A 17,496-nucleotide genomic window follows, 5' to 3' on the forward strand; every position below is an offset into this window, starting at 1 on the left:
CGTCCCGGGCTGCAACGCCCGGGACGAGCACCCTAGCCCTCGCTCCGGAGTGAGGTTCGTGAGGTCGGCGCCAACCCACCCACGATCAGTTTCGGACGTCCTCCCTCGGGACCCAGGAGAATCTGAACACGCGGTGCCGCGTGACCTCACCCATGGGCTGATTCTGTCGCTGACGTCGTGGTCACCGGGGCGCCGGACTCCGCGTCCCTTGACTCGGTGAGGCGCCCCAGCGCGGATGGCAACAGGAAAATCGAACTGGACCGACAGGAAACGCTCCCTTATAAGTCGGCGCCCACCGGCGTCACCACAGTTTTTGCCAACAACCCACCGGACAACGAAAGGGCCCGCCGTTCGGCGGGCCCTTTCGCGTCCCCCGTGCTGTCGTACCCCACGGGCCCGTCTGGACCGCGAGAGTACATCTGGCGGACGAGGGGGTGGGGGTGCGCCCGCGTCTCGGCGGTCGGATGTACTCTCGCGGTCCGGCGTGGGTGCGCGGGGCGGCGCCGCGCGGGCCGCGGCGGGGTCAGGAACCGGCGGGGTAGTCGAAGAAGCCGCGACCGGACTTGCGGCCCAGGTCGCCCGCGGCGACTTTGTCGCGGAGGATCTGCGGCGGTGCGAAGCGGTCGCCGAGCGTCTCATGCAGGTACTCCGCGATCCCCAGCCGGACGTCGAGGCCGACCAGGTCGGAGGTTCGCAGCGGGCCGGTGGCGTGCCGGTAGCCGAGCACCATCGCGGTGTCGATGTCCTCGGCGCTGGCGACGCCCTCTTCCAGCATCCGCATCGCCTCGAGCGCGATCGCCGCACCCAGGCGAGAACTGGCGAAACCCGGGGCGTCGTTGACGACGATCGGGGTCTTGCCGAGGGCAGCCACCCAGGTCTCCGCCTGCGCGCGCAGCTCGGGCGCCGTCCGCGGGGTGATGACGATCTCGACGAGTGCCGACGGGGGGACGGGGTTGAAGAAGTGCAGGCCACAGAATCGCTCCGGCCGTTGCAGCGTGCCGGCCAGGTCGGTGACCGAGAGCGATGACGTGTTAGTGGAGAGCCACGCGGATGCGCCGAGCACCTTCTCGGCCGCGGTCAGCGCCTCGACCTTCATCTCGAACGCCTCCGGAACGGCCTCGATGACCAGCTCGGCACCCGCCAGGTGGGCGAAGTCGGTGCCCACGCGCACGCGGGTGAGCAGGCGCTCGGCGTCGACGGAGGCGTCCCGTGCGGCGGCCTTGGCGACGCCGTCCTCGAGGCGCGCTCGCGCATGCTCAGCGGCGGTGTCATCCCGTTCGATCACCGTGATCTCGGCCCCGGCCTGGGCGAAGACCTGCGCAATACCCGCGCCCATCCTGCCGCTCCCGATCACGCCGACGGCTGCGGGCAGCGTCATGAGGTCTCCTTCGACCGGTCCAGGAATCGGGTCATGCGCTCGGTCTTGGCCTCGGACTCGAAGAGGATCGCCTGCGCGAGGTCATCGACGAGCGGATGCGCCGAGCGCGGTGCCGCGAGCACGCGCTTCGTCAGCCGGACGGCCAGGGGGTCCTGCTCGCAGATGCGGTCGGCGATCGCGTCGGCAGCGGCGATCAGGTCCTCGGGCTCGTGGACGGAAGCGACGAGGTTGACGCGGAGGGCCTCGTCGGCCGTGAGACGGCGGCCCGTGAAGAGGATCTCCTTCGCGAGGGGCTCTCCGACCAGTTCCAAGAGCCGCCAGGTCGCACCTGCGGCGGCCATAATCCCCAGCGCGGATTCCGGGTTTCCGAAGACGGCTCGCGTCGAGGCGACACGGATGTCGGCGGCGTAGGCCAGCTCCGCGCCTCCGCCCAGCGCGTAGCCGTCGACGGCGGCGATGACGGGCATCGGCAGCCGGGCGATGCGCGAGAACAGGGTCGAGTTGATCCCCTGAAGCGCGTCGTCGCGTCGCCGCTCCCGCAGAGTGCGGATGTCGGCGCCGCCCGCGAAGACGCCCTTCCCACCGGCATCCGCACCCGTGAGGATCAGGATGCGGGGATCCCGCTCCAGCTGAGAGCAGACGTCGTGCAGCTCGGACACCATTTCGTCGTCGATGGCGTTGCGCACGTCAGGGCGATGCAGCTCGACGGTGATCCGATCCGCGCCTTCGCGGAGAAGCAGGGTGTTCATCCGGCCAGGTTGCCATTTCGCGCCCCGCGCGTCCAATGCGCCGCGTCCGGCCGGCCCGCGAGAGAACACCTGACGCGCCAGAGTGCGGGTGCGCCCCACCGTCTCGTCCGCCAGATGTACTCTCGCGGTCCAGTCCGTCAGGGGGCGGAGGGCGCGGTGCGGGCGAGCCAGGCGGTGAAGGTCTCGGAACCGCGCTCGGCGTCGGGGCCCGGAAGTAGCGTGCCGTCGCGCTGGGCGCGGCCGAGAGGGCCGGGCAGGGGGATGCTGGGGATCCAGCCGCGGTGACCCGACGCGCGGGCGAAGCGGCGCACCATGTCGACCAGGGATTCCTCGCGCGGACCGGCGATCTCGACGTACCCGCGGGCAGGACCCTCGGCCAGATCGACCAGCCGCGCCGCGACCTCGCGGGCGGCGATCGGCTGCGTGCGCATGCGCGGGGCGAGGTGAAGCGGTCCCGCTTTCGCCGCCGCGTACATCTGCGGCGCGAACTCGTGGAACTGCGTCGCCCGCAGGATCGTCCAGTCCAGCGGCGCCTTCTCGACCAGCAGCTCCTGCGCGCGCTTGCCGGCGTAGTAGTCGTGCGGCGCGCGATCGACGCCCACGATCGAGAGCGCGACATGTCGCGTCACGCCGGCCGCGTGCTCGGCCTCCAGCAGCGAGCGCGTGACGGCCGAGAAGAATGCGGTGGCGGCATCCGCCTTCAACGTCGACACGTTGGTGACATCGATCACCACGTCGGTGCCGGCCAGCGCCTCGGCGACACCCGTCCCGGCGACGAGGTCGACCCCCGTCGATCGCGCGACGACGGCGACGTCGTGTCCGCGGGTCCGAGCCTCGGCCACGACCATCGTTCCGATCAGGCCGGTGCCCCCGGCGACGGCGATCTTCATCCTGCTTCTCCTATCCGTGCGGCCAGGCGGCTATCCGTGCGGCCAGTCCGCGACGGCGCGCGTGATGTCGCGACGCGTCGCCGCCGGCACTTTCTCGACGAGGTCGATCACGGCCTCGGTCCGGCCGCGAGCGGGCCGCCACGTCCCCACGACGACGCCGTCCACGAGCACGGCGGGGCGGAACACGCCGTTCGAGCCCGGCACGAGCGCCGCCAGCATCGACGGCGAGGCCACGAGCGATCGGTCGCCGTAACCGAGGATCCACTCGTCGAAGCCCGGCACGAGGGTGACCCCCGTGTGATCGCCCACCCCGGGCTCGCCGATCACCCAGGCCGGCTGACCGTCGACCGTCACCTCGACCAGATCCTCGACGGATGCCGCGACGCGCCGCAGCGCGGTCTTCGGCAGCTTGGTCCACCACGCCAGGTCGGTCAGCGTCACGGGCTGCCGTGCGGCGACGTACCGGCGGACGATGCCCGCGAGCGCCGCGTCGGGGTCGGCCGTGGCTGCGGCATCCGAGCGGGTCAGCAGCTGCTCGCCGCCGCCCGGAGCGAACGGACCCCAGTGCATGAGCCCCTCGACGCACAGGTGCATGAGCAGGTGGTAGCCGCGTCCCGCCTCGGTGCTGATCCCGGCGGACTCCCACACGGCGAGTATCTCGCCCCGGCGCAGGCCACCGCCCTCCAGCGCCTCGAGGGCGAGGTCGCGCGCCCGCCCGATGGTCCGGTCGTGGAGGTCGAGCTGCGCCCGCCGACGCACGGTGGCCTGGCGGATGCGGTCGCCCGTGAACGACAGCAGCACGGCGAGGCCGTCGGGTGTCGTGACGAAGAGGGTGCCGCGCATCGGCCAGCTGCGCACCAGCTCGCCGGCGTCGAAGCCGGCGACGACGTCGGCCACGGTGGTGCCCACGTCGGCGCGGAGCGCGACAGCCCGCAGCACGGCGGGCAGGTCCTGGCCCTGCAGCGCCACCATGTGCCGCGCCACGTCGGCGGGCGCGAGGGCGGATCCGCCCAGCAGCTGCGCCCGCCACCGCATCCGCCGTGCGTGCGTCGCCGTGATGTCCATCACCCGCCCACGCTAGCGGCACACCCCGACACCGGTCGTAGGCTGGCGGGCACCATGGGATTCACACGCGCCGAGCTGCAGGCCTTCCGCGGCCGCAGCGTGCCGGATCTGATGCCCGAGCATCCTCGGCTGGTCTTCGTCGGCATCAACCCGGGACTGTGGACGGCGGCGACCGGCGCGCACTTCGCCTACCCGGGCAACCGCTTCTATCCCGCGCTCGCGGCCGCGGGGATCATCTCGCGCCTGCCGCGCATCGACGACGACGGCATGGCCGAGGCCGATCGGCGGATGTTCCTCGACGCCGGCATCGGCATCTCGAACCTGGTGCGACGGGCGACGGCCCGCGCGGACGAGCTCACGCGCGACGAGCTGCGCGAGGGTGCCGCCGACCTCACCCGCGCGGTCGCCCAGTGGAAGCCGCGCGTGGTCGCGGTGGTCGGGCTCACGGCGTACCGGCAGGGCTTCCGACGGCCGAAGGCCCTCGCCGGTCGTCAAGACGGGATGCTGGCAGGCGCCGAACTGTGGGTCGTTCCGAACCCGAGCGGTCTGAACGCGCACGACACCGTGGCCACGCTCGCCGAGGCGTACGCCGCCCCGGCCCGGGCCGCCGGCATCCTGCCCTGATCGCGCGGGTTCCGGGACACCACCTCCGGCGTCCAGATCACGTGTTCTCGCCGAGCACACACGTCAGGCGCGCACGCAACCTGTGCGCTCGGCGATATGACGTGATCTGGACGAAGAGCAACGCGGGGAACCACGAAGGAATCCGGGGTTGCGGCATCCGCTCGGCACGGGTCGAATGGACTCGTGCACGCGAGTCGCCGACGGTCGCGCGCCGGATGGATCGTCGCCGGCGCGCTCGTCGTGGTGATCGCGCTGGCCGCACTGTGGATGCTGCGCCCCGGCGTCCCGCCCGAGCCCGAGGTCGCGGTCACGCAGACCCCGACCCCGACGCCGACGCAGACTCCCACGCCGACGCCCACCCCGAGCCCCGCCGCCCTCCCTGCCAACACCGCCTCGTACGACGTGGGGACGCTCCCCGAGGTGAGCGTGTTCGCCGTGATCCCGGCGCTGCCGGTCGACGACGAGCCGGCCGCCGCGCTCACGGGAGCCCTGGCGACGCCGCGAGGCGCGGGTGCCCCGGTGTTCGCCGACCCGCGAGGTGAGCCGGTGGCCTACCTGCCGAGCGAGCTGCGGTTCGACGGAACGACGGTGCCGGTGGTCGAACGGCACGAGCACTGGCTGAAGGTGCTGCTCGTCGGTCGGCAGGCGGTGCCGTCGGGCGGAGACCCGGGTCAGATCACCGGATGGCTGCGGGCCGCGGACGTGCAGGTGGCGGCATCCGAGGTGGCGGTCGAGGTCGACATCTCGGACCGCACGATCGACATCGTCCGCGACGGCGAGCCTGAGCGCGTGGCGACCGATTTCGCGTGGGGAACCGATGCGACGCCCACACCGACCGGTCGCACCTTCATCATGACCACGCGGGTCGTGCCCGAGTTCGCGTATACGCGCGGTCATCCCTTGGTGTACCTGGCGGTGCAGTCGCCGACGCTCGACGGGTTCGGGGGAGCGGATGTCGCCGTGACGGCGTTCCACTACCACGACGAGAGGTCGGGGGCGATCTCGAACGGCTGCATCCGGCTCGACCCTGCGGCGATCTCGGCGCTCGCCGCCCTGCCGCTCGGAACGCCGGTTCACATCCGCCCGTAGCGCGTGACGAAGGTCCTGTCGGGCCCGTCCCCCCGGGAGTACCGTGAGCGCCAGGGGCCCACATGACCGCTCGACTGACGTTCCACGGAGCCGTGGACACCGTGACCGGATCCCGCACGCTCGTCGAAGGCGGCGGCACGCGCATCCTGGTGGACTGCGGCCTGTTCCAGGGCTTCAAGGCGCTGCGCGAGCGCAACCGGCAGCCGTTCCCGGTGCCGCCGGCGAGCATCGACGCGGTCGTGGTGACCCACGCGCACCTCGACCACACCGGCTACCTGCCGGCACTGGTGAAGAACGGCTTCCGCGGCAGGATCCACGCCACGACCGGCACGACCGAGCTGAGCGGACTCATCCTTCCCGACAGCGGGTACCTCATGGAGGAGGAGGCGCGGTTCCGGGCGCGCCACCGCACGTCCAAGCACGAGCGGCCCGCGCCGCTGTACACGCGAGCGGATGCCGATGCCGCCGTCGACCGGTTCGTCTCGCACTCCTTCGACGACGACATCGACCTCGGCGGCGTGCGCGTGCGGTTCGTGCCGGCCGGGCACATCCTGGGCGCGGCGCAGGTGCGGATCGAGACCGAGGGACGCACGGCGCACTTCACCGGCGACCTCGGACGCGCCGACGATCCGCTCATGAATCCGCCGCGGCCGCTCGAGATGACCGACGTGCTGGTGACCGAGTCGACGTACGGCGATCGCGATCACGCCGAAGAGGACCCGGCGGATGTGCTCGCCGACGTCATCGGGCGGGTGTGCGGGCGCGGCGGGGTGGTGATCATCCCGGCGTTCGCGGTCGGGCGGGCCGAGTCGCTGCTGCTGCAGCTGGCGCGGCTGCGTCAGGCCGGGCGCATCCCCGAGGTGCCGGTGTTCCTCAACAGCCCGATGGCGATCAACGCCACCGAGATCTACCAGCGGCACCGCGACGAGCACCGCATCTCGAACGACGAGTTCGCGCACATGTACCAGCTGCCGACGCTCGTGCGGACGGTCGACGACTCCAAGCTGCTGAACCTGCGCGGCGGACCGTGCGTCATCATCTCCGCGAGCGGGATGCTGGAAGGCGGACGTGTGCTGCACCACGTGAACGCCTACGGGTCCGACCCGCGGAACGCGATCATCCTCACCGGCTTCCAGGCGGGCGGCACGCGCGGGGCGGCGCTGCAGCGCGGGCAGCGGAGCCTGCGGATCTTCGGACGCGACGTCGAGATCGAGGCCGAGGTGCACCAGATCGGGTCGCTGTCGGCGCACGCCGACCGGCGGCAGATCATGGACTGGCTGCGCACCGCCCCCGAGCCGCCCGGTCAGACGTTCCTGACCCACGGCGAGCCCGAGGCCGCCGACGCCCTGCGTCAGCAGATCGAGTGGCGGCTCGGCTGGAAGGTGCGGGTGCCGCGGCTCGGGGAGTCCGTGCTCATGTGACGCGGTGCTCATCCGACGGGTGCTCATCTGACGCGATGCGCGGCCTCCTCCAGCACGCGCACGGCCGCCTCGCCCGGATGCTGGTCCCGCAGTCGCCGGCCGAGCGCGCTCGCCGCATCGCGAACCGGCCCGTCGGCCAGCAACCTGTCGATCGCGGCGCGGATGACGGCGGGGTTGGCACGCGCCGACAGGGCCTCGCCGACGCCGAGCCGGGCGACGGCCGCGCCGATCACCGGCTGATCCGTCAGCGGGTTGGCGGGCAGCACGAGGACGGGGATGCCGTGGGCCAGCGCGCGGGCGGTGGTGCCGTGTCCGCCGTGCGAGACGACGAGCGACACCGTGGGCAGTTCCGCGGTGTGGTCGGCGTACGCGCGCAGGTCGACGCCCGCGGGGACGCGCAGGCGGCGCGGGTCGATCGCGGGGCCCGTCGTCACGAGCGCGGACAGTCCGTCGAGGGCATCGAGGATGCGCTGCAGCATCCGGTCCTGCCCGGGGACGGCGGCGGTGCTGAGACTGACCAGCACGCGCGGGCGGGTGGGAGCGGCCGCGACGGCGCCGATCGCCTCGGTGGGGCCGACGTGGTGCAGTCCCGCGGCATCGACGGGCGACTCGAACTCGGGGATCGCGGTGACGAGTTTCGTGCCCGGAGCGTGGAGGATGGCGGGGGCGTCGACGCCCAGCATCCGGATCACCCGCCCGAGGGGACCGTCGACGGCGCGGTCGAAGAAGCTGAAGAGGGTGTGGACGAGGCTGACGACGGGAAGCCCCGCCGCCAGCGCCTCGGCGGCGCCGCCGACGAGCAGGCAGTCGACGACGACGACGTCGGTGGGGGAGCGCCGGTACGACGCGACGATGTCGCGCCCGGCGCCGCGGTCCGCGAACGCGCGCGCCTGTCGCAGCGAGACGGCGACGAGGTTGCCGGGCTCGGTCGCCACGAATCGGCGTGCGGAGACGTAGGGCTCGACGGGGAATCCGGCGGCGGCGATCCGGGCCTGCTGCGCGGGTGCGGCGAGGAAGCGGGCCGAGCCGCCGGCGTCGACGACGGCCCGCGCGATGGCCAGGGCCGGGGGCAGGTTGCCGCCCGCGTCGAGGGTGGCGAAGAGGACAGTGGTCATGTCCGTGTTCTTTCGGGTGAAGCGGCGGCGGAGAGGGCTCCGTCGATGAGGAGTCGCATCCGCTGGCGGACGATTCCGGGTGCCAGTCCGCGGTCTCGGCGCAGCAGGCTCCACACCTGCAGGTCGGTCGCGACGGACAGGACGTCGACGAGCGCGTCGCGGTCGCGGACGTGCGTCAACTGCGGGGCAAAGGACTCTTCGACCCAGCGGCGGTGGACTCCCTTGCCCACCGAGGTGAAGCGGCGGATGCGGTCGTCGCTGGTCTCGGCCGCGACGAGGCGCACCACGAGTTCGCCCCAGACCTCGTAGTGGTCGACGACGGCGCGGATGGCGGCGTCGATGTCGCCGGGCTCGACGCGACGGTCGTCGGCGATCTGCGCGCTCGCCGCGCCCAGGGCGTGGGCGAACAGGGCGTCCTTGGAGCCGAAGTGACGGAGGACGGTCTGCACCGAGACTCCGGCACGTTCGGCGATCTGGTCGAGCGTGATCTCGAGCGTGAGCAGCTCGCGCGCCGCGGCGATGGTCGCCTCGACGATGGCGGTCTTCGTCGAGGCCGTGGCCTCGGCCCTGGCCGACTGCCGATAGGTGCGGGTCTGGCTCATGCCACGCACGCTAGACCCGCGTACATTTTCGTGTCAATACCCACTCACACGAAATGGGATACCGGTCGGCGAAACCGACGGGAAACAGCGCGGTGCTAGCGTGCCAACCCATGAGCACCCCCTTCACCGTGACTGTCTTCTGCGGGTCTGCCCCCGGCTTCGACCCGGTCTACGTGCAGACCGCCGCGCACGTGGGGTCGGTGATCGGCGAACGCGGCATGCACCTCGTGTACGGCGGCGGACACGTCGGACTCATGGGGACGTCCGCAAACGGAGCGCTCACCGCCGGCGGGACCGTGACGGGCGTGATCCCGCGGGCGCTGCAGTCGCGCGAGGCGATGCACGAGCATCTGACGGAGCTGATCGTGGTCGACACGATGCACGAGCGGAAGACGATCATGTCGGAGCGGGCCGACGCGTTCCTCGCCCTCCCCGGCGGGCCGGGAACGCTCGAAGAGCTCACCGAGCAGTGGACGTGGGCGCAGCTGGGCATCCACGAGAAGCCGTGCGGTGTGCTGAACGTCGACGGCTACTACGACCCCTTCATCGCACTCGTGCAGAACATGCGCGACAGGGGGTTCACCCACCGGCGCTACACCGACATGCTCGTGATCGGCGACGACATCGACGACGTGCTCGATCGGCTGCAGGCGTACGAGCCGCCGACACGGGTGTACCAGTCGCCGGGGGCCGAGATGTCGAGTTCTGAGCTTCCCGGCATCCGTCCCTGAGGCCCCGGCGCTTCGCGGGCGTGGGATGCTGGGTGTCGGACATCGAGGAGGATCCCCATGCAGCAGCGCCCGCTCGGCCGTACCGGCCGCAACGTCTCGGCGATCGGATTGGGCACCTGGCAGCTCGGCGCCGATTGGGGCCAGGTCAGTGAGACCGAGGCCGAGGCCGTGCTTGCGGCATCCGTCGCTTCGGGGGTGACGCTCTTCGACACCGCCGACGTGTACGGCGACGGTCGGAGCGAGACGCTCATCGGGCGTTTCATGTCGTCGCACGATGCCTACGGCGTGACCGTGGCGACGAAGATGGGCCGGCGCATGGCGCAGGAGCCCGGGAACTACACGCCCGAGAACTTCCGCGCGTGGACGGCCCGTTCGCGCGAGAACCTCGGCGTCGACACGCTGGATCTGGTGCAGCTGCACTGTCCGCCGACCGCGGTGATCGAGGACGACGCCACCTACGAGGCACTCGACGCCCTCGTCGCCGACGGTGCGATCAACGCGTACGGGGTGTCGGTCGAGACGACGGCGCAGGCGCTCGCCGCGATCAGGCGTCCGAACGTGACGAACGTGCAGATCATCTTCAATCCATTCCGGCTGAAGCCCATGGACGAGGTGCTGCCGGCGGCGGAGGCGGCGAAGGTCGCGATCTTCGCGCGGGTTCCGCTGGCGTCGGGGCTGCTGTCGGGCAAGTACTCGCCGTCGACCACCTTCGCCGACAACGACCACCGCACCTACAACCGGCAGGGCGAGGCCTTCGACAAGGGCGAGACGTTCTCGGGCGTCGACTTCGACGAGGGGCTCGCCGCGGTTCGCGAGCTGACCGAGGCGCTGCCGCCGAACGTGTCGCTGCCGCAGGCGACGCTCGCGTGGATCGCGACGCGGCCGGGTGTGACGAGCGTCATCCCTGGCGCGCGCAACGTCGACCAGGCGACGTCGAACGCGGATGCCGCAGCCCTCATCGACGGCGGCTTCGACGTCGAGGCTTTCGACGCCGTCGTCCGCGACGTGTACGACCGGCGCTTGCGCGAGGTCATCCACCCGCAGTGGTGAGGCGCGGCGCCGTGTCCGGTCGCTGAGCGAGGAGCGCAGCGACGAGACGAAGCGTGGCTGCCGAGCGCGGCGCGCTTCGTCTCGCTGCGCTCGCTCAGCGTCCGGGTTCTGGCGGGCGGGGCCCCGGTCGCTGAGTGAGGAGCGGAGCGACGAGACGAAGCGTGGCTGCCGCGCGTGGCGCGCTTCGTCTCGCTGCGCTCGCTCAGCGTCCGTGCGGTTCCGGTCGCTGAGCGAGGGGCGGAGCGACGAGACCAAGCGTGGCTGCCGTGCGTGGCCCGCTTCGTCTCGCTGCGCTAGCTCAGCGTCCGTGCGTTCCCGGTCGCTGAGCGAGGAGCGCAGCGACGAGACGAAGCGCGGCGGCACGCTCACGCGGCGTTGTAGTCATAGCGGGCTCGGCCGCCCAGGCGCGGTGTGCGGTGCGGATCGACATGCGGAGGCGGAATGAACCACACTTTCGCTGCGATGGTCCCGCCGTCGATCCGGATCTCCCACCCGTTGTCGTGAACGCGGTGGTGACACGACTCGCAGAGCAGCACGCCCCTCGAGAGGTCGGTCTTTCCGTTGTCCCGAGCCCACCAATCGAGGTGATGGGCTCTCGTCATTCCCGGTGGAGCGCCGCATCCGGCGCATCCGCCGTCTCTTTCGACGAGTGCGAGCCGCTGAGCCTGGGTGAAGAACCGCTTCTTCCGCCCCCAGTCGAGCAGTTCGCCCTCGGAGTCGAACACCGCGGGGATCACACCACCGCTCGCGGCCAGTTTGCGTGCCGCGGCGACGCTGATCGGGGTGTCGACACCGTCGACGAGCGCGTGGCCGTTGCCCGTCTGCAGGTCGTCGAGCGTCATCCGCACGACGACGGTGGCGCCGCCGAGCGGTAGATCGTTGTTGTCGCAGCCGACCGCGTGCGTCACCAGCCGCAGGAGAGCATCGAGCTGACGCTGAGCGTGCGAGCGCAGATCCGGTTCGGTGCCGAGCGGCCCGGGGGAGTCCCCGCCGCCGTGGCCGTGCCCGTGACCGCCATCGTGCCCGTGCGCCCCGGCGTCACCGAAGCCCCGGCCGCCGTCACCGAAGCCCCCGCCGTCACCCAAGCCCCGACCCGCGTCGCCGAAACCGCCCCCGTCGCTGCCGACCGAGTCCCCGTCACCGGCGGCGCGGCCGAACGCGTTTCGGTAGTCCGCTGAGACGATCGCCTGGATCGCCAGCTTCAGCGGCGCGCCCGAGGCCGCGTCGCATTTGACCTCCATGTGGAAGAACCCGTCGCGCTCGAACATCCGCAGACTGCCCTCGCCGCGGGCATCGCGCTCCCGCGGGGCGATGCCGTCGGGGTCGAGGTAGGCCTCGGCGCGGGCGATGATCTTCTTGAGCAGGTCGAGCGAGAGTCCGGAGGCCTGTTCCACCAGCATCCGCTCGGCCTTCTGCAGCGCGGCGAGATCCGCACGGAGCGCGGCGCGGTCGAGCATCGTGATGATGAGCGAGGCCGCCTGGGTTCCGATCGACGCGGACTTGAGGCCCTCAGCCACGTAGGGGTGCTTGGCGGGCATGGGCTCGCCGGTCAGCGACGTGCGCGGAGCCGTCGCCTGCCCGACCTTCACGAGACGGCTCGCCTCGCCCATCGTCGTTCCGGTGGTGGCGGCGATCAGCGTCACCGGGTTGCGGAAACCCTGCTGCTTGGCCAGGGCGTCGGGCCCGAGTTCGGGGCGCGACTCGCGGGCGATCTCGGCGGCGGTCGCGGCTTGCAGGCCGTTCACCGCGCGGGCGAGCACTCCGAGCGCGTCGTTCGCGGCGACGAGTCGAGACCGACCGAGGCTTTCGACGGTGGCGGGGGCTGTGCCCGCGGCATCCTGACCCGTCCACGCCGCCTGTAGAACCGACAGCGCATCGCGGATCGGCGCGAGCGGATCCACCTCATGCGATGTCGGGCTATCGATCATGTCTTCGATACTAGAGAGGGCCTCCGACATTGCATCTTCGAGCGGATGCCGCCCCGGGCAGCCGCGGAACCAGTCCAGCACTGACCGGGATGCCGCACCTGTACGAACAAAGATACGAAACTAAGCAAACTCCAACCGCATGACCCGTCGTCGCTTCGTCGGCGCGCTGACCTCGCGGAATCCGGCGGCCAGGAAGGGCCCGACGGCGCCGACGCTCATCTCGTCCCACGTGATCTCCTGCCCGCCCGTGACCATCGGATAGCCCTCGATCGCCTGGGCCCCGCGCGAGCGCGCGTGCGACACCGCCGCCGCGACCACCGGGTAGGTCAGCCCGCGCCCCCGGTACCCGCGCCGCACCACGAGGCACGGGATCGCCCACACGTCCGGGTCGTCGCGCGACTCGGTGCGGCCCTTCCATGGCACGGGTGACCCGCGCAGGCGCCCGTAGACCGAGCGCCGGTCGACCGCGCACCACGCCACGGGCTCGTCGTCGAGGTAGCCGACCAGCCCGATGGTCTCGGTCGCGCGGGGGTCGTCGCAGTGGGTCTCGGCCCGCAGGATCGCGCCGCGCTCGGCGACGGGGAGGTACCACCAGTCGCGATCGCCTAGGCGCTGACGCTGGCACTGGCAGCGTCCGGCCGTGCCGGTGAGGATCGCCTGCAGGTCATCCCACGACGCTTCGTTCGCGGGCACGATCCGCAGCCCGTCGATGTCGCCCGCCCTCGTCCTCCCCGGCATGCGCCCAACTTACGGATTCTCAGCGAAAAATTCAGGCGACATTGCGGTTACGCCGGGGACTCCCGGAGTAGCTTGATCCCCGAACCGGTTCTTGTGGGAAGAACCTGATGACTCTCGCTGGGGAAGAAGACATGAACACGCTCTCGCCGTACGCGCCTGCGCAGCCCATGCTGCGCTCGTCCCGCAACAACTCCGACGGTCCTGCCTCGCGGCGCACCCCGCCGTCCGCTCACGACAACGTCGTGGTGCCCGGGTTCGTCCCGCCCGCTCGTGAGCGCTTCGCTCCGCAGACTCCGGCTCACCGCCCGGGCTGGGCCGCCGGTACTGCTGCCCATGGCGATCGGATGCCGGTGGTCGTCCCCGCACGTCGCAATCGACTCGTCGCCGCATCACTCGTCTTCACCGGCCTCGGCATGGTCGCCGCCGGCGCCTCGCTATGGCGGCTCGGCGCGAGCGATGTGATGCTCGCCGGCATCGCCAGTGCCCTCGCCGTCGTGCTGCTCGTGCTCTCATCGGCACTCGCGATCGGCTCGCTGGTCGTCGGCATCAGCCGCCGCACCGGGTGGATCGCGCCCGCGATCGCGCTGCTGCTCGCGGTGGCCTCGCTCGCCGGGGCCCTCTACCTCGCCGCCGGCCAGGTGCTGGACCTGCAGCTGCCCACCTTCTGACCCCGAAGCTGCCCACCGTCTGATCACCCGGCACCCGCGCCGCCGCAAGCCCGCGCGCCCGGCATCCACCCCTCTTGATCTCGCGCTCGCGCGGGAGGACAGTGATCCCATCGACGGTGTGGGGCCGTCGCAGCGTTGCGGCGTCGCGCCATCCGCCGCGGCAAGGGGTTCCGGTCATGGCCGTCCGATCGTTCCGTCCCGTGTTCGCCGTCGCCCTCGCGGCACTCCTTGTCGGGGGCGTGTTCGCGCCCGCCGTCGCAGACGGCCCGCCCCCACCCGACTGGCAGCCGCACTCGTCGGTCGTCGTCGATGACGCGACGGTGTCGTGGCAGACGGCGACGTCGCGCTTCTCGCCGTTCGGCGGCACCGAGATGCTCGACGAGATGCCGGTGTATCGGCCCGACGTCGTGAACGACTCCGACCGCACGCGCTACTTCGCGCTGGGCACCGACTTCGTCACCCCCGGCGTGATCGACGAGATCTGGATGCCGGAAGGCTGGGGTGCCTTCAGCGAGGCGGCCGTGGACGTCGGACTCGCCGGGGAGTTCTGGTACGAACTGCTTCCGGGCCAGTCGATGTCAGCGACCGGTCGGTTCCCCGACGGGCTGCCGGCGTGGTCGGGGCACACGATCACGATCTTCGAACTCGACACCGCACCCGCGCCTGCGCCCGCTGCAGCCCCGGCCGCGACGCCGCTGCTGTCGATCACGACTCCGGGCCGCCATGTCCCCGCCGACCTGACCGTCGGCGACCTCGACAACATCTCGGCCGCGATGGGTGAGCGTGCCACGGTGTCGGGCAGCGGTCCGGTTCCGGAGGTGTTCGCGGGCGTGACGGCGACGGTGACGGCATCCGATCTGCCGCCGGGGGAACAGCTCGAGCTGTGGATCACGAAAGACACCAGCTACGCGTTCGTGCAGATCTTCGGCGGCGGACTCGCGGTCGGGTCGATCAAGGTCGGCGAGGGCACGGTCGCGCCCGACGGGAGTCTCGCCGCCACCTTCACCGTACCGACCGGCACGCCGGACGGGATCTACCAGCTGCTCGCCGGAGTGCGCGCCGAGCGGTACTGGCCGGCCGGCACGTACGACGACTTCCAGGTGAGTCAGCCGTTGACCGTGCTGACCGCGGCGTCGCCCGCGAGCCCGACCGAGCCCGTGTCGATCGCCGTCGACGGAGCCACGACGGTGTCGCTGACGTTCCCGAGCGGCGCGAGCGCGGGCGAGACGACGGTGATCCCGAGTTCGACCGGTCCGCTGCCCACCGGGTTCCAGCTGACCTCGGACCCGCCGCTGTACCTGCACATCGACTCGACGGTCGACTTCGACGGAGCGGTCACGGTGTGCTTCGCCTACGACGAGACCCAGTTCGCGACTCCGCCGCACATCTACCACTTCGACCCCGTGCTGTTCGAGTGGCAGCAGATCACGACCTCACGCTCGCCCGGAGTGGTGTGCGGCACGACGTCGAGTTTCTCGCCGTTCGTGCTCGCCATCCCCGACGCGTTCCCGTTCTCGGGCTTCCTCGCACCCGTCGCCGACGGCGAGCCCAACCTCGCGAAGGCGGGGCAGGCGATTCCCGTCAAGTTCTCACTCGGCGGCGACCGTGGGCTCGAGGTGCTGGTGACCGCGCGATTCCGCGACGAGGGCACGGTGCTGAACCCGACGGGGGAGTGGGTGGATGCCGCGGCGGCCGGCAACTCCGGGCTGACCTACGACGCCGCGAGCGACACCTATACCTACGTGTGGAAGACGAGCAAGGCGTGGGCGAACCACACCGGCCACTTCGAGATGACCCTCTCCGACGGTTCGACGCACACCTTCGACGTCTCGTTCCGCAAGTAGCCGCCGCGCGCTGTCGTGGGGGCGCGAATCCGCCGTACCGAGATCCCGCAACCCCGCATACGCTGACCCCATGGACGAGCTCACCGAAGAAGTGCGTGTCGCCGCCCCACTCGACACCGTGTGGAACGACTGGACCGACGCCGCCGCGGTCGAGGAGTGGTTCTGGCCCCCGCGCCTGCAGCCCGCCGCTCACATCGTGCCCGAGACATCGGGTACCTGGCTGGTGCGTTCCGTACCGGCCGACATGGCCGTGCTCGGGACGATCGTGTCGCTCAGCCCGCCGCATGTGATGCGGCTGCAGTGGGCGTGGGAGGGCGAGGACTTCAGCTCTGAGGTCGAGGTGAGTCTCGATACCGCGGATGCCGGTTCCACGCGCGTGCGCGTCGTCCACTCCGGGCTGCGCACCCCCGAGGAGTGCGCGTCGCACCAGCAGGGGTGGTCCGACTGCCTCTCCCGCTTGGTGGAGCGATACGCGTGAACTTCGAGTTCGATTCCACGGTCTTCCGCTGGTCGGGCCGCGAGGACTCCTCGTGGTACTTCGCCGCGCTGCCGCCCGAGCTGAGCGAAGAGATCCGTGAGATCCCGCGCCCGACCCGCGGTTTCGGATCGGTCCGCGTGCGCGTTCGGGTAGGCGGTTCAGAGTGGACGACGTCGATCTTCCCCGACAAGGGCCTCGGCACGTACGTGCTTCCGCTGAAGAGGTCCGTGCGCGACGCTGAAGGTCTTGCAGACGAAGGCCCCGTCACCGTCCAGCTGGTCGTCCTCGACGCGTGACCAGATCGTGATCCGATATACAACTCTCACTCTGTTCACACGAGTAACACGATCCCGCTAGCATCCGGGTGGGGGTTTTCCTGAGGGATTCTTTACCGAAGCAACAGCGGATTTCGTTGACGCGGTGGGACGGATAACGCCAGGATCGTCGGCAGGGGGAATCAGTGGCATCACACCCGTGCAGGCCGTCCCCACAACTGAGTTGATCGTCTCATAGGACAGTTCGCGGATCACTGGGGATCCAGTCCGAACGAATCGAGAAACTCAGGGCTTGTCATGTTCAACTAACAGGGGAGTACTGCGCTCATGCGTGCATTCATCAAGAACTACATCGCGGCCGAGAAGGCCCGTCGTGAGGAAGAGGGCCGCGAAGCTGGCTTCTCGCTCATCGAGCTCATCGTCGTCGTCGTCATCCTCGGCATCCTGGTCGCTATCGCGATCCCGGTGTTCCTGAACATCCAGGGGCAGGCTCGTGATAACGCCGCGGGGAGTGTGGCTGCCACCGCCGCAACGCAGGCCGCTTCGCAGATCGCACAGGGTGACCCGCTCGACATCTCGAACCTCGACACGGGCAACGTGGATCAGTTGGAGTTTGTCGACGCCTCCGGCGACACCGCAGCGACCGTCACGCCGCCGACGACGATCGAAACCATCTGCGTGTGGGCCGTCGTTGATGGTTCCGCAAACGCCTACGCCGGGCCTGGTTGCTAGTAGATGATCTAGTGGTGGGCGGGCCCCCGTATTGCCTGCCCACCACAAGGTCGGCTAGATGTTATGCGATCGCAGGATGATGCGGCTACGGGTGGCTTCGGATTGATCGAAGTCGTCGT

18 protein-coding genes are annotated in these 17,496 nt (G+C 70.7%); 10 read left to right on the forward strand and 8 right to left on the reverse strand.

The features are described from left to right. Positions 1 to 523: 523 nt before the first annotated feature. The 4 genes from NFR93_RS00740 to NFR93_RS00755 form a co-directional block, all read right to left on the reverse strand. Positions 524 to 1,378, reverse strand: coding sequence for a 3-hydroxyacyl-CoA dehydrogenase family protein (locus tag NFR93_RS00740; RefSeq protein WP_251449408.1), 855 nt, complete (start codon positions 1,376 to 1,378; stop codon positions 524 to 526). Then, positions 1,375 to 2,127, reverse strand: coding sequence for an enoyl-CoA hydratase/isomerase family protein (locus NFR93_RS00745; RefSeq protein ID WP_251449410.1), 753 nt, complete (start codon positions 2,125 to 2,127; stop codon positions 1,375 to 1,377). Before NFR93_RS00745 ends, NFR93_RS00740 begins: the two co-directional genes overlap by 4 nt. 137 nt (positions 2,128 to 2,264) lie before the next feature. Further along, on the reverse strand, positions 2,265 to 3,017 hold the full coding sequence (locus NFR93_RS00750; protein WP_251449412.1) for an SDR family oxidoreductase: 753 nt from the start codon (positions 3,015 to 3,017) through the stop codon (positions 2,265 to 2,267). A gap of 30 nt (positions 3,018 to 3,047) precedes the next feature. Continuing rightward, entirely contained in the window at positions 3,048 to 4,082 is a 1,035-nt protein-coding gene (locus NFR93_RS00755) for a winged helix DNA-binding domain-containing protein (RefSeq protein WP_251451409.1), read from the reverse strand. Positions 4,083 to 4,136: 54 nt separating this feature from the next. On the opposite strand from NFR93_RS00755, the gene NFR93_RS00760 reads away from it, so the two are divergent. The 3 genes from NFR93_RS00760 (at position 4,137) to NFR93_RS00770 (ending at position 7,216) form a co-directional block, all read left to right on the forward strand. Continuing rightward, on the forward strand, positions 4,137 to 4,706 hold the full coding sequence (locus NFR93_RS00760; RefSeq protein ID WP_251449414.1) for a mismatch-specific DNA-glycosylase: 570 nt from the start codon (positions 4,137 to 4,139) through the stop codon (positions 4,704 to 4,706). Between the two features lie 183 nt (positions 4,707 to 4,889). Next, on the forward strand, positions 4,890 to 5,795 hold the full coding sequence (locus NFR93_RS00765) for a L,D-transpeptidase (RefSeq protein WP_251449416.1): 906 nt from the start codon (positions 4,890 to 4,892) through the stop codon (positions 5,793 to 5,795). Positions 5,796 to 5,857: 62 nt separating this feature from the next. After that, on the forward strand, positions 5,858 to 7,216 hold the full coding sequence (locus NFR93_RS00770) for an MBL fold metallo-hydrolase RNA specificity domain-containing protein (RefSeq protein WP_251449418.1): 1,359 nt from the start codon (positions 5,858 to 5,860) through the stop codon (positions 7,214 to 7,216). A 23-nt stretch (positions 7,217 to 7,239) separates the two neighbouring features. Here NFR93_RS00770 and NFR93_RS00775 read toward each other — a convergent pair whose 3' ends face one another. Beyond that, complete coding sequence (locus NFR93_RS00775; protein WP_251449420.1) at positions 7,240 to 8,331, reverse strand: glycosyltransferase; 1,092 nt, start codon at positions 8,329 to 8,331, stop codon at positions 7,240 to 7,242. Beyond that, the gene (locus tag NFR93_RS00780; protein ID WP_251449422.1) at positions 8,328 to 8,933 is read right to left on the reverse strand and encodes a TetR/AcrR family transcriptional regulator; all 606 of its coding nucleotides are present in this window, start codon (positions 8,931 to 8,933) and stop codon (positions 8,328 to 8,330) included. Before NFR93_RS00780 ends, NFR93_RS00775 begins: the two co-directional genes overlap by 4 nt. Positions 8,934 to 9,043: 110 nt before the next feature. Here NFR93_RS00780 and NFR93_RS00785 point away from each other — a divergent pair, with 110 nt between their 5' ends. Together NFR93_RS00785 and NFR93_RS00790 are read left to right on the forward strand one after the other, a co-directional pair. Further along, a complete protein-coding gene (locus tag NFR93_RS00785) occupies positions 9,044 to 9,664 on the forward strand; it encodes an LOG family protein (RefSeq protein WP_251449424.1) in 621 nt (206 codons plus the stop codon). Between the two features lie 57 nt (positions 9,665 to 9,721). Continuing rightward, positions 9,722 to 10,714, forward strand: a complete 993-nt coding sequence (locus NFR93_RS00790; RefSeq protein WP_251449426.1) for an aldo/keto reductase — start codon at positions 9,722 to 9,724, stop codon at positions 10,712 to 10,714. Positions 10,715 to 11,079: 365 nt separating this feature from the next. On the opposite strand, the gene NFR93_RS00795 is transcribed toward NFR93_RS00790, so the two are convergent. Both NFR93_RS00795 and NFR93_RS00800 read right to left on the reverse strand, forming a co-directional pair. Next, positions 11,080 to 12,642, reverse strand: a complete 1,563-nt coding sequence (locus NFR93_RS00795) for an HNH endonuclease (protein WP_251449428.1) — start codon at positions 12,640 to 12,642, stop codon at positions 11,080 to 11,082. A 120-nt stretch (positions 12,643 to 12,762) separates the two neighbouring features. Continuing rightward, positions 12,763 to 13,380, reverse strand: a complete 618-nt coding sequence (locus NFR93_RS00800; protein ID WP_251449430.1) for a GNAT family N-acetyltransferase — start codon at positions 13,378 to 13,380, stop codon at positions 12,763 to 12,765. A gap of 131 nt (positions 13,381 to 13,511) precedes the next feature. On the opposite strand from NFR93_RS00800, the gene NFR93_RS00805 reads away from it, so the two are divergent. The 5 genes from NFR93_RS00805 to NFR93_RS00825 all read left to right on the forward strand — a co-directional run bounded on the left by NFR93_RS00805 (position 13,512) and on the right by NFR93_RS00825 (position 17,377). Beyond that, a complete protein-coding gene (locus tag NFR93_RS00805) occupies positions 13,512 to 14,048 on the forward strand; it encodes a hypothetical protein (RefSeq protein WP_251449432.1) in 537 nt (178 codons plus the stop codon). A gap of 176 nt (positions 14,049 to 14,224) precedes the next feature. Continuing rightward, complete coding sequence (locus NFR93_RS00810; protein ID WP_251449433.1) at positions 14,225 to 15,892, forward strand: PxKF domain-containing protein; 1,668 nt, start codon at positions 14,225 to 14,227, stop codon at positions 15,890 to 15,892. A 70-nt stretch (positions 15,893 to 15,962) separates the two neighbouring features. Continuing rightward, positions 15,963 to 16,370 (forward strand): SRPBCC family protein, encoded by a 408-nt coding sequence (locus tag NFR93_RS00815; protein ID WP_251449434.1) that lies wholly within the window; start codon positions 15,963 to 15,965, stop codon positions 16,368 to 16,370. Then, positions 16,367 to 16,666 (forward strand): DUF1905 domain-containing protein, encoded by a 300-nt coding sequence (locus NFR93_RS00820; RefSeq protein WP_251449435.1) that lies wholly within the window; start codon positions 16,367 to 16,369, stop codon positions 16,664 to 16,666. The genes NFR93_RS00815 and NFR93_RS00820 overlap by 4 nt, the downstream gene beginning before the upstream one ends. Before the next feature lie 306 nt (positions 16,667 to 16,972). Beyond that, positions 16,973 to 17,377: a prepilin-type N-terminal cleavage/methylation domain-containing protein gene (locus NFR93_RS00825; RefSeq protein WP_251449436.1), complete on the forward strand. Its 405-nt coding sequence runs from the start codon at positions 16,973 to 16,975 to the stop codon at positions 17,375 to 17,377. Positions 17,378 to 17,496: the final 119 nt, after the last annotated feature.

It is taken from the genome of Microbacterium sp. Marseille-Q6648, from assembly GCF_943181415.1.
GTDB lineage: Bacteria > Actinomycetota > Actinomycetes > Actinomycetales > Microbacteriaceae > Microbacterium.

Excerpts from the sequence above, each read along its gene's own strand:
- NFR93_RS00740 (WP_251449408.1), bottom strand. The coding sequence starts at position 1,378 with ATGACGCTGCCCGCAGCCGTCGGCGTGATCGGGAGCGGCAGGATGGGC.
- NFR93_RS00745 (WP_251449410.1), bottom strand. The coding sequence starts at position 2,127 with ATGAACACCCTGCTTCTCCGCGAAGGCGCGGATCGGATCACCGTCGAG.
- NFR93_RS00750 (WP_251449412.1), bottom strand. The coding sequence starts at position 3,017 with ATGAAGATCGCCGTCGCCGGGGGCACCGGCCTGATCGGAACGATGGTC.
- NFR93_RS00755 (WP_251451409.1), bottom strand. The coding sequence starts at position 4,082 with ATGGACATCACGGCGACGCACGCACGGCGGATGCGGTGGCGGGCGCAG.
- NFR93_RS00760 (WP_251449414.1), top strand. The coding sequence starts at position 4,137 with ATGGGATTCACACGCGCCGAGCTGCAGGCCTTCCGCGGCCGCAGCGTG.
- NFR93_RS00770 (WP_251449418.1), top strand. The coding sequence starts at position 5,858 with ATGACCGCTCGACTGACGTTCCACGGAGCCGTGGACACCGTGACCGGA.
- NFR93_RS00775 (WP_251449420.1), bottom strand. The coding sequence starts at position 8,331 with ATGACCACTGTCCTCTTCGCCACCCTCGACGCGGGCGGCAACCTGCCC.
- NFR93_RS00780 (WP_251449422.1), bottom strand. The coding sequence starts at position 8,933 with ATGAGCCAGACCCGCACCTATCGGCAGTCGGCCAGGGCCGAGGCCACG.
- NFR93_RS00785 (WP_251449424.1), top strand. The coding sequence starts at position 9,044 with ATGAGCACCCCCTTCACCGTGACTGTCTTCTGCGGGTCTGCCCCCGGC.
- NFR93_RS00790 (WP_251449426.1), top strand. The coding sequence starts at position 9,722 with ATGCAGCAGCGCCCGCTCGGCCGTACCGGCCGCAACGTCTCGGCGATC.
- NFR93_RS00795 (WP_251449428.1), bottom strand. The coding sequence starts at position 12,642 with ATGATCGATAGCCCGACATCGCATGAGGTGGATCCGCTCGCGCCGATC.
- NFR93_RS00800 (WP_251449430.1), bottom strand. The coding sequence starts at position 13,380 with ATGCCGGGGAGGACGAGGGCGGGCGACATCGACGGGCTGCGGATCGTG.
- NFR93_RS00805 (WP_251449432.1), top strand. The coding sequence starts at position 13,512 with ATGAACACGCTCTCGCCGTACGCGCCTGCGCAGCCCATGCTGCGCTCG.
- NFR93_RS00810 (WP_251449433.1), top strand. The coding sequence starts at position 14,225 with ATGGCCGTCCGATCGTTCCGTCCCGTGTTCGCCGTCGCCCTCGCGGCA.
- NFR93_RS00815 (WP_251449434.1), top strand. The coding sequence starts at position 15,963 with ATGGACGAGCTCACCGAAGAAGTGCGTGTCGCCGCCCCACTCGACACC.
- NFR93_RS00825 (WP_251449436.1), top strand. The coding sequence starts at position 16,973 with ATGCGTGCATTCATCAAGAACTACATCGCGGCCGAGAAGGCCCGTCGT.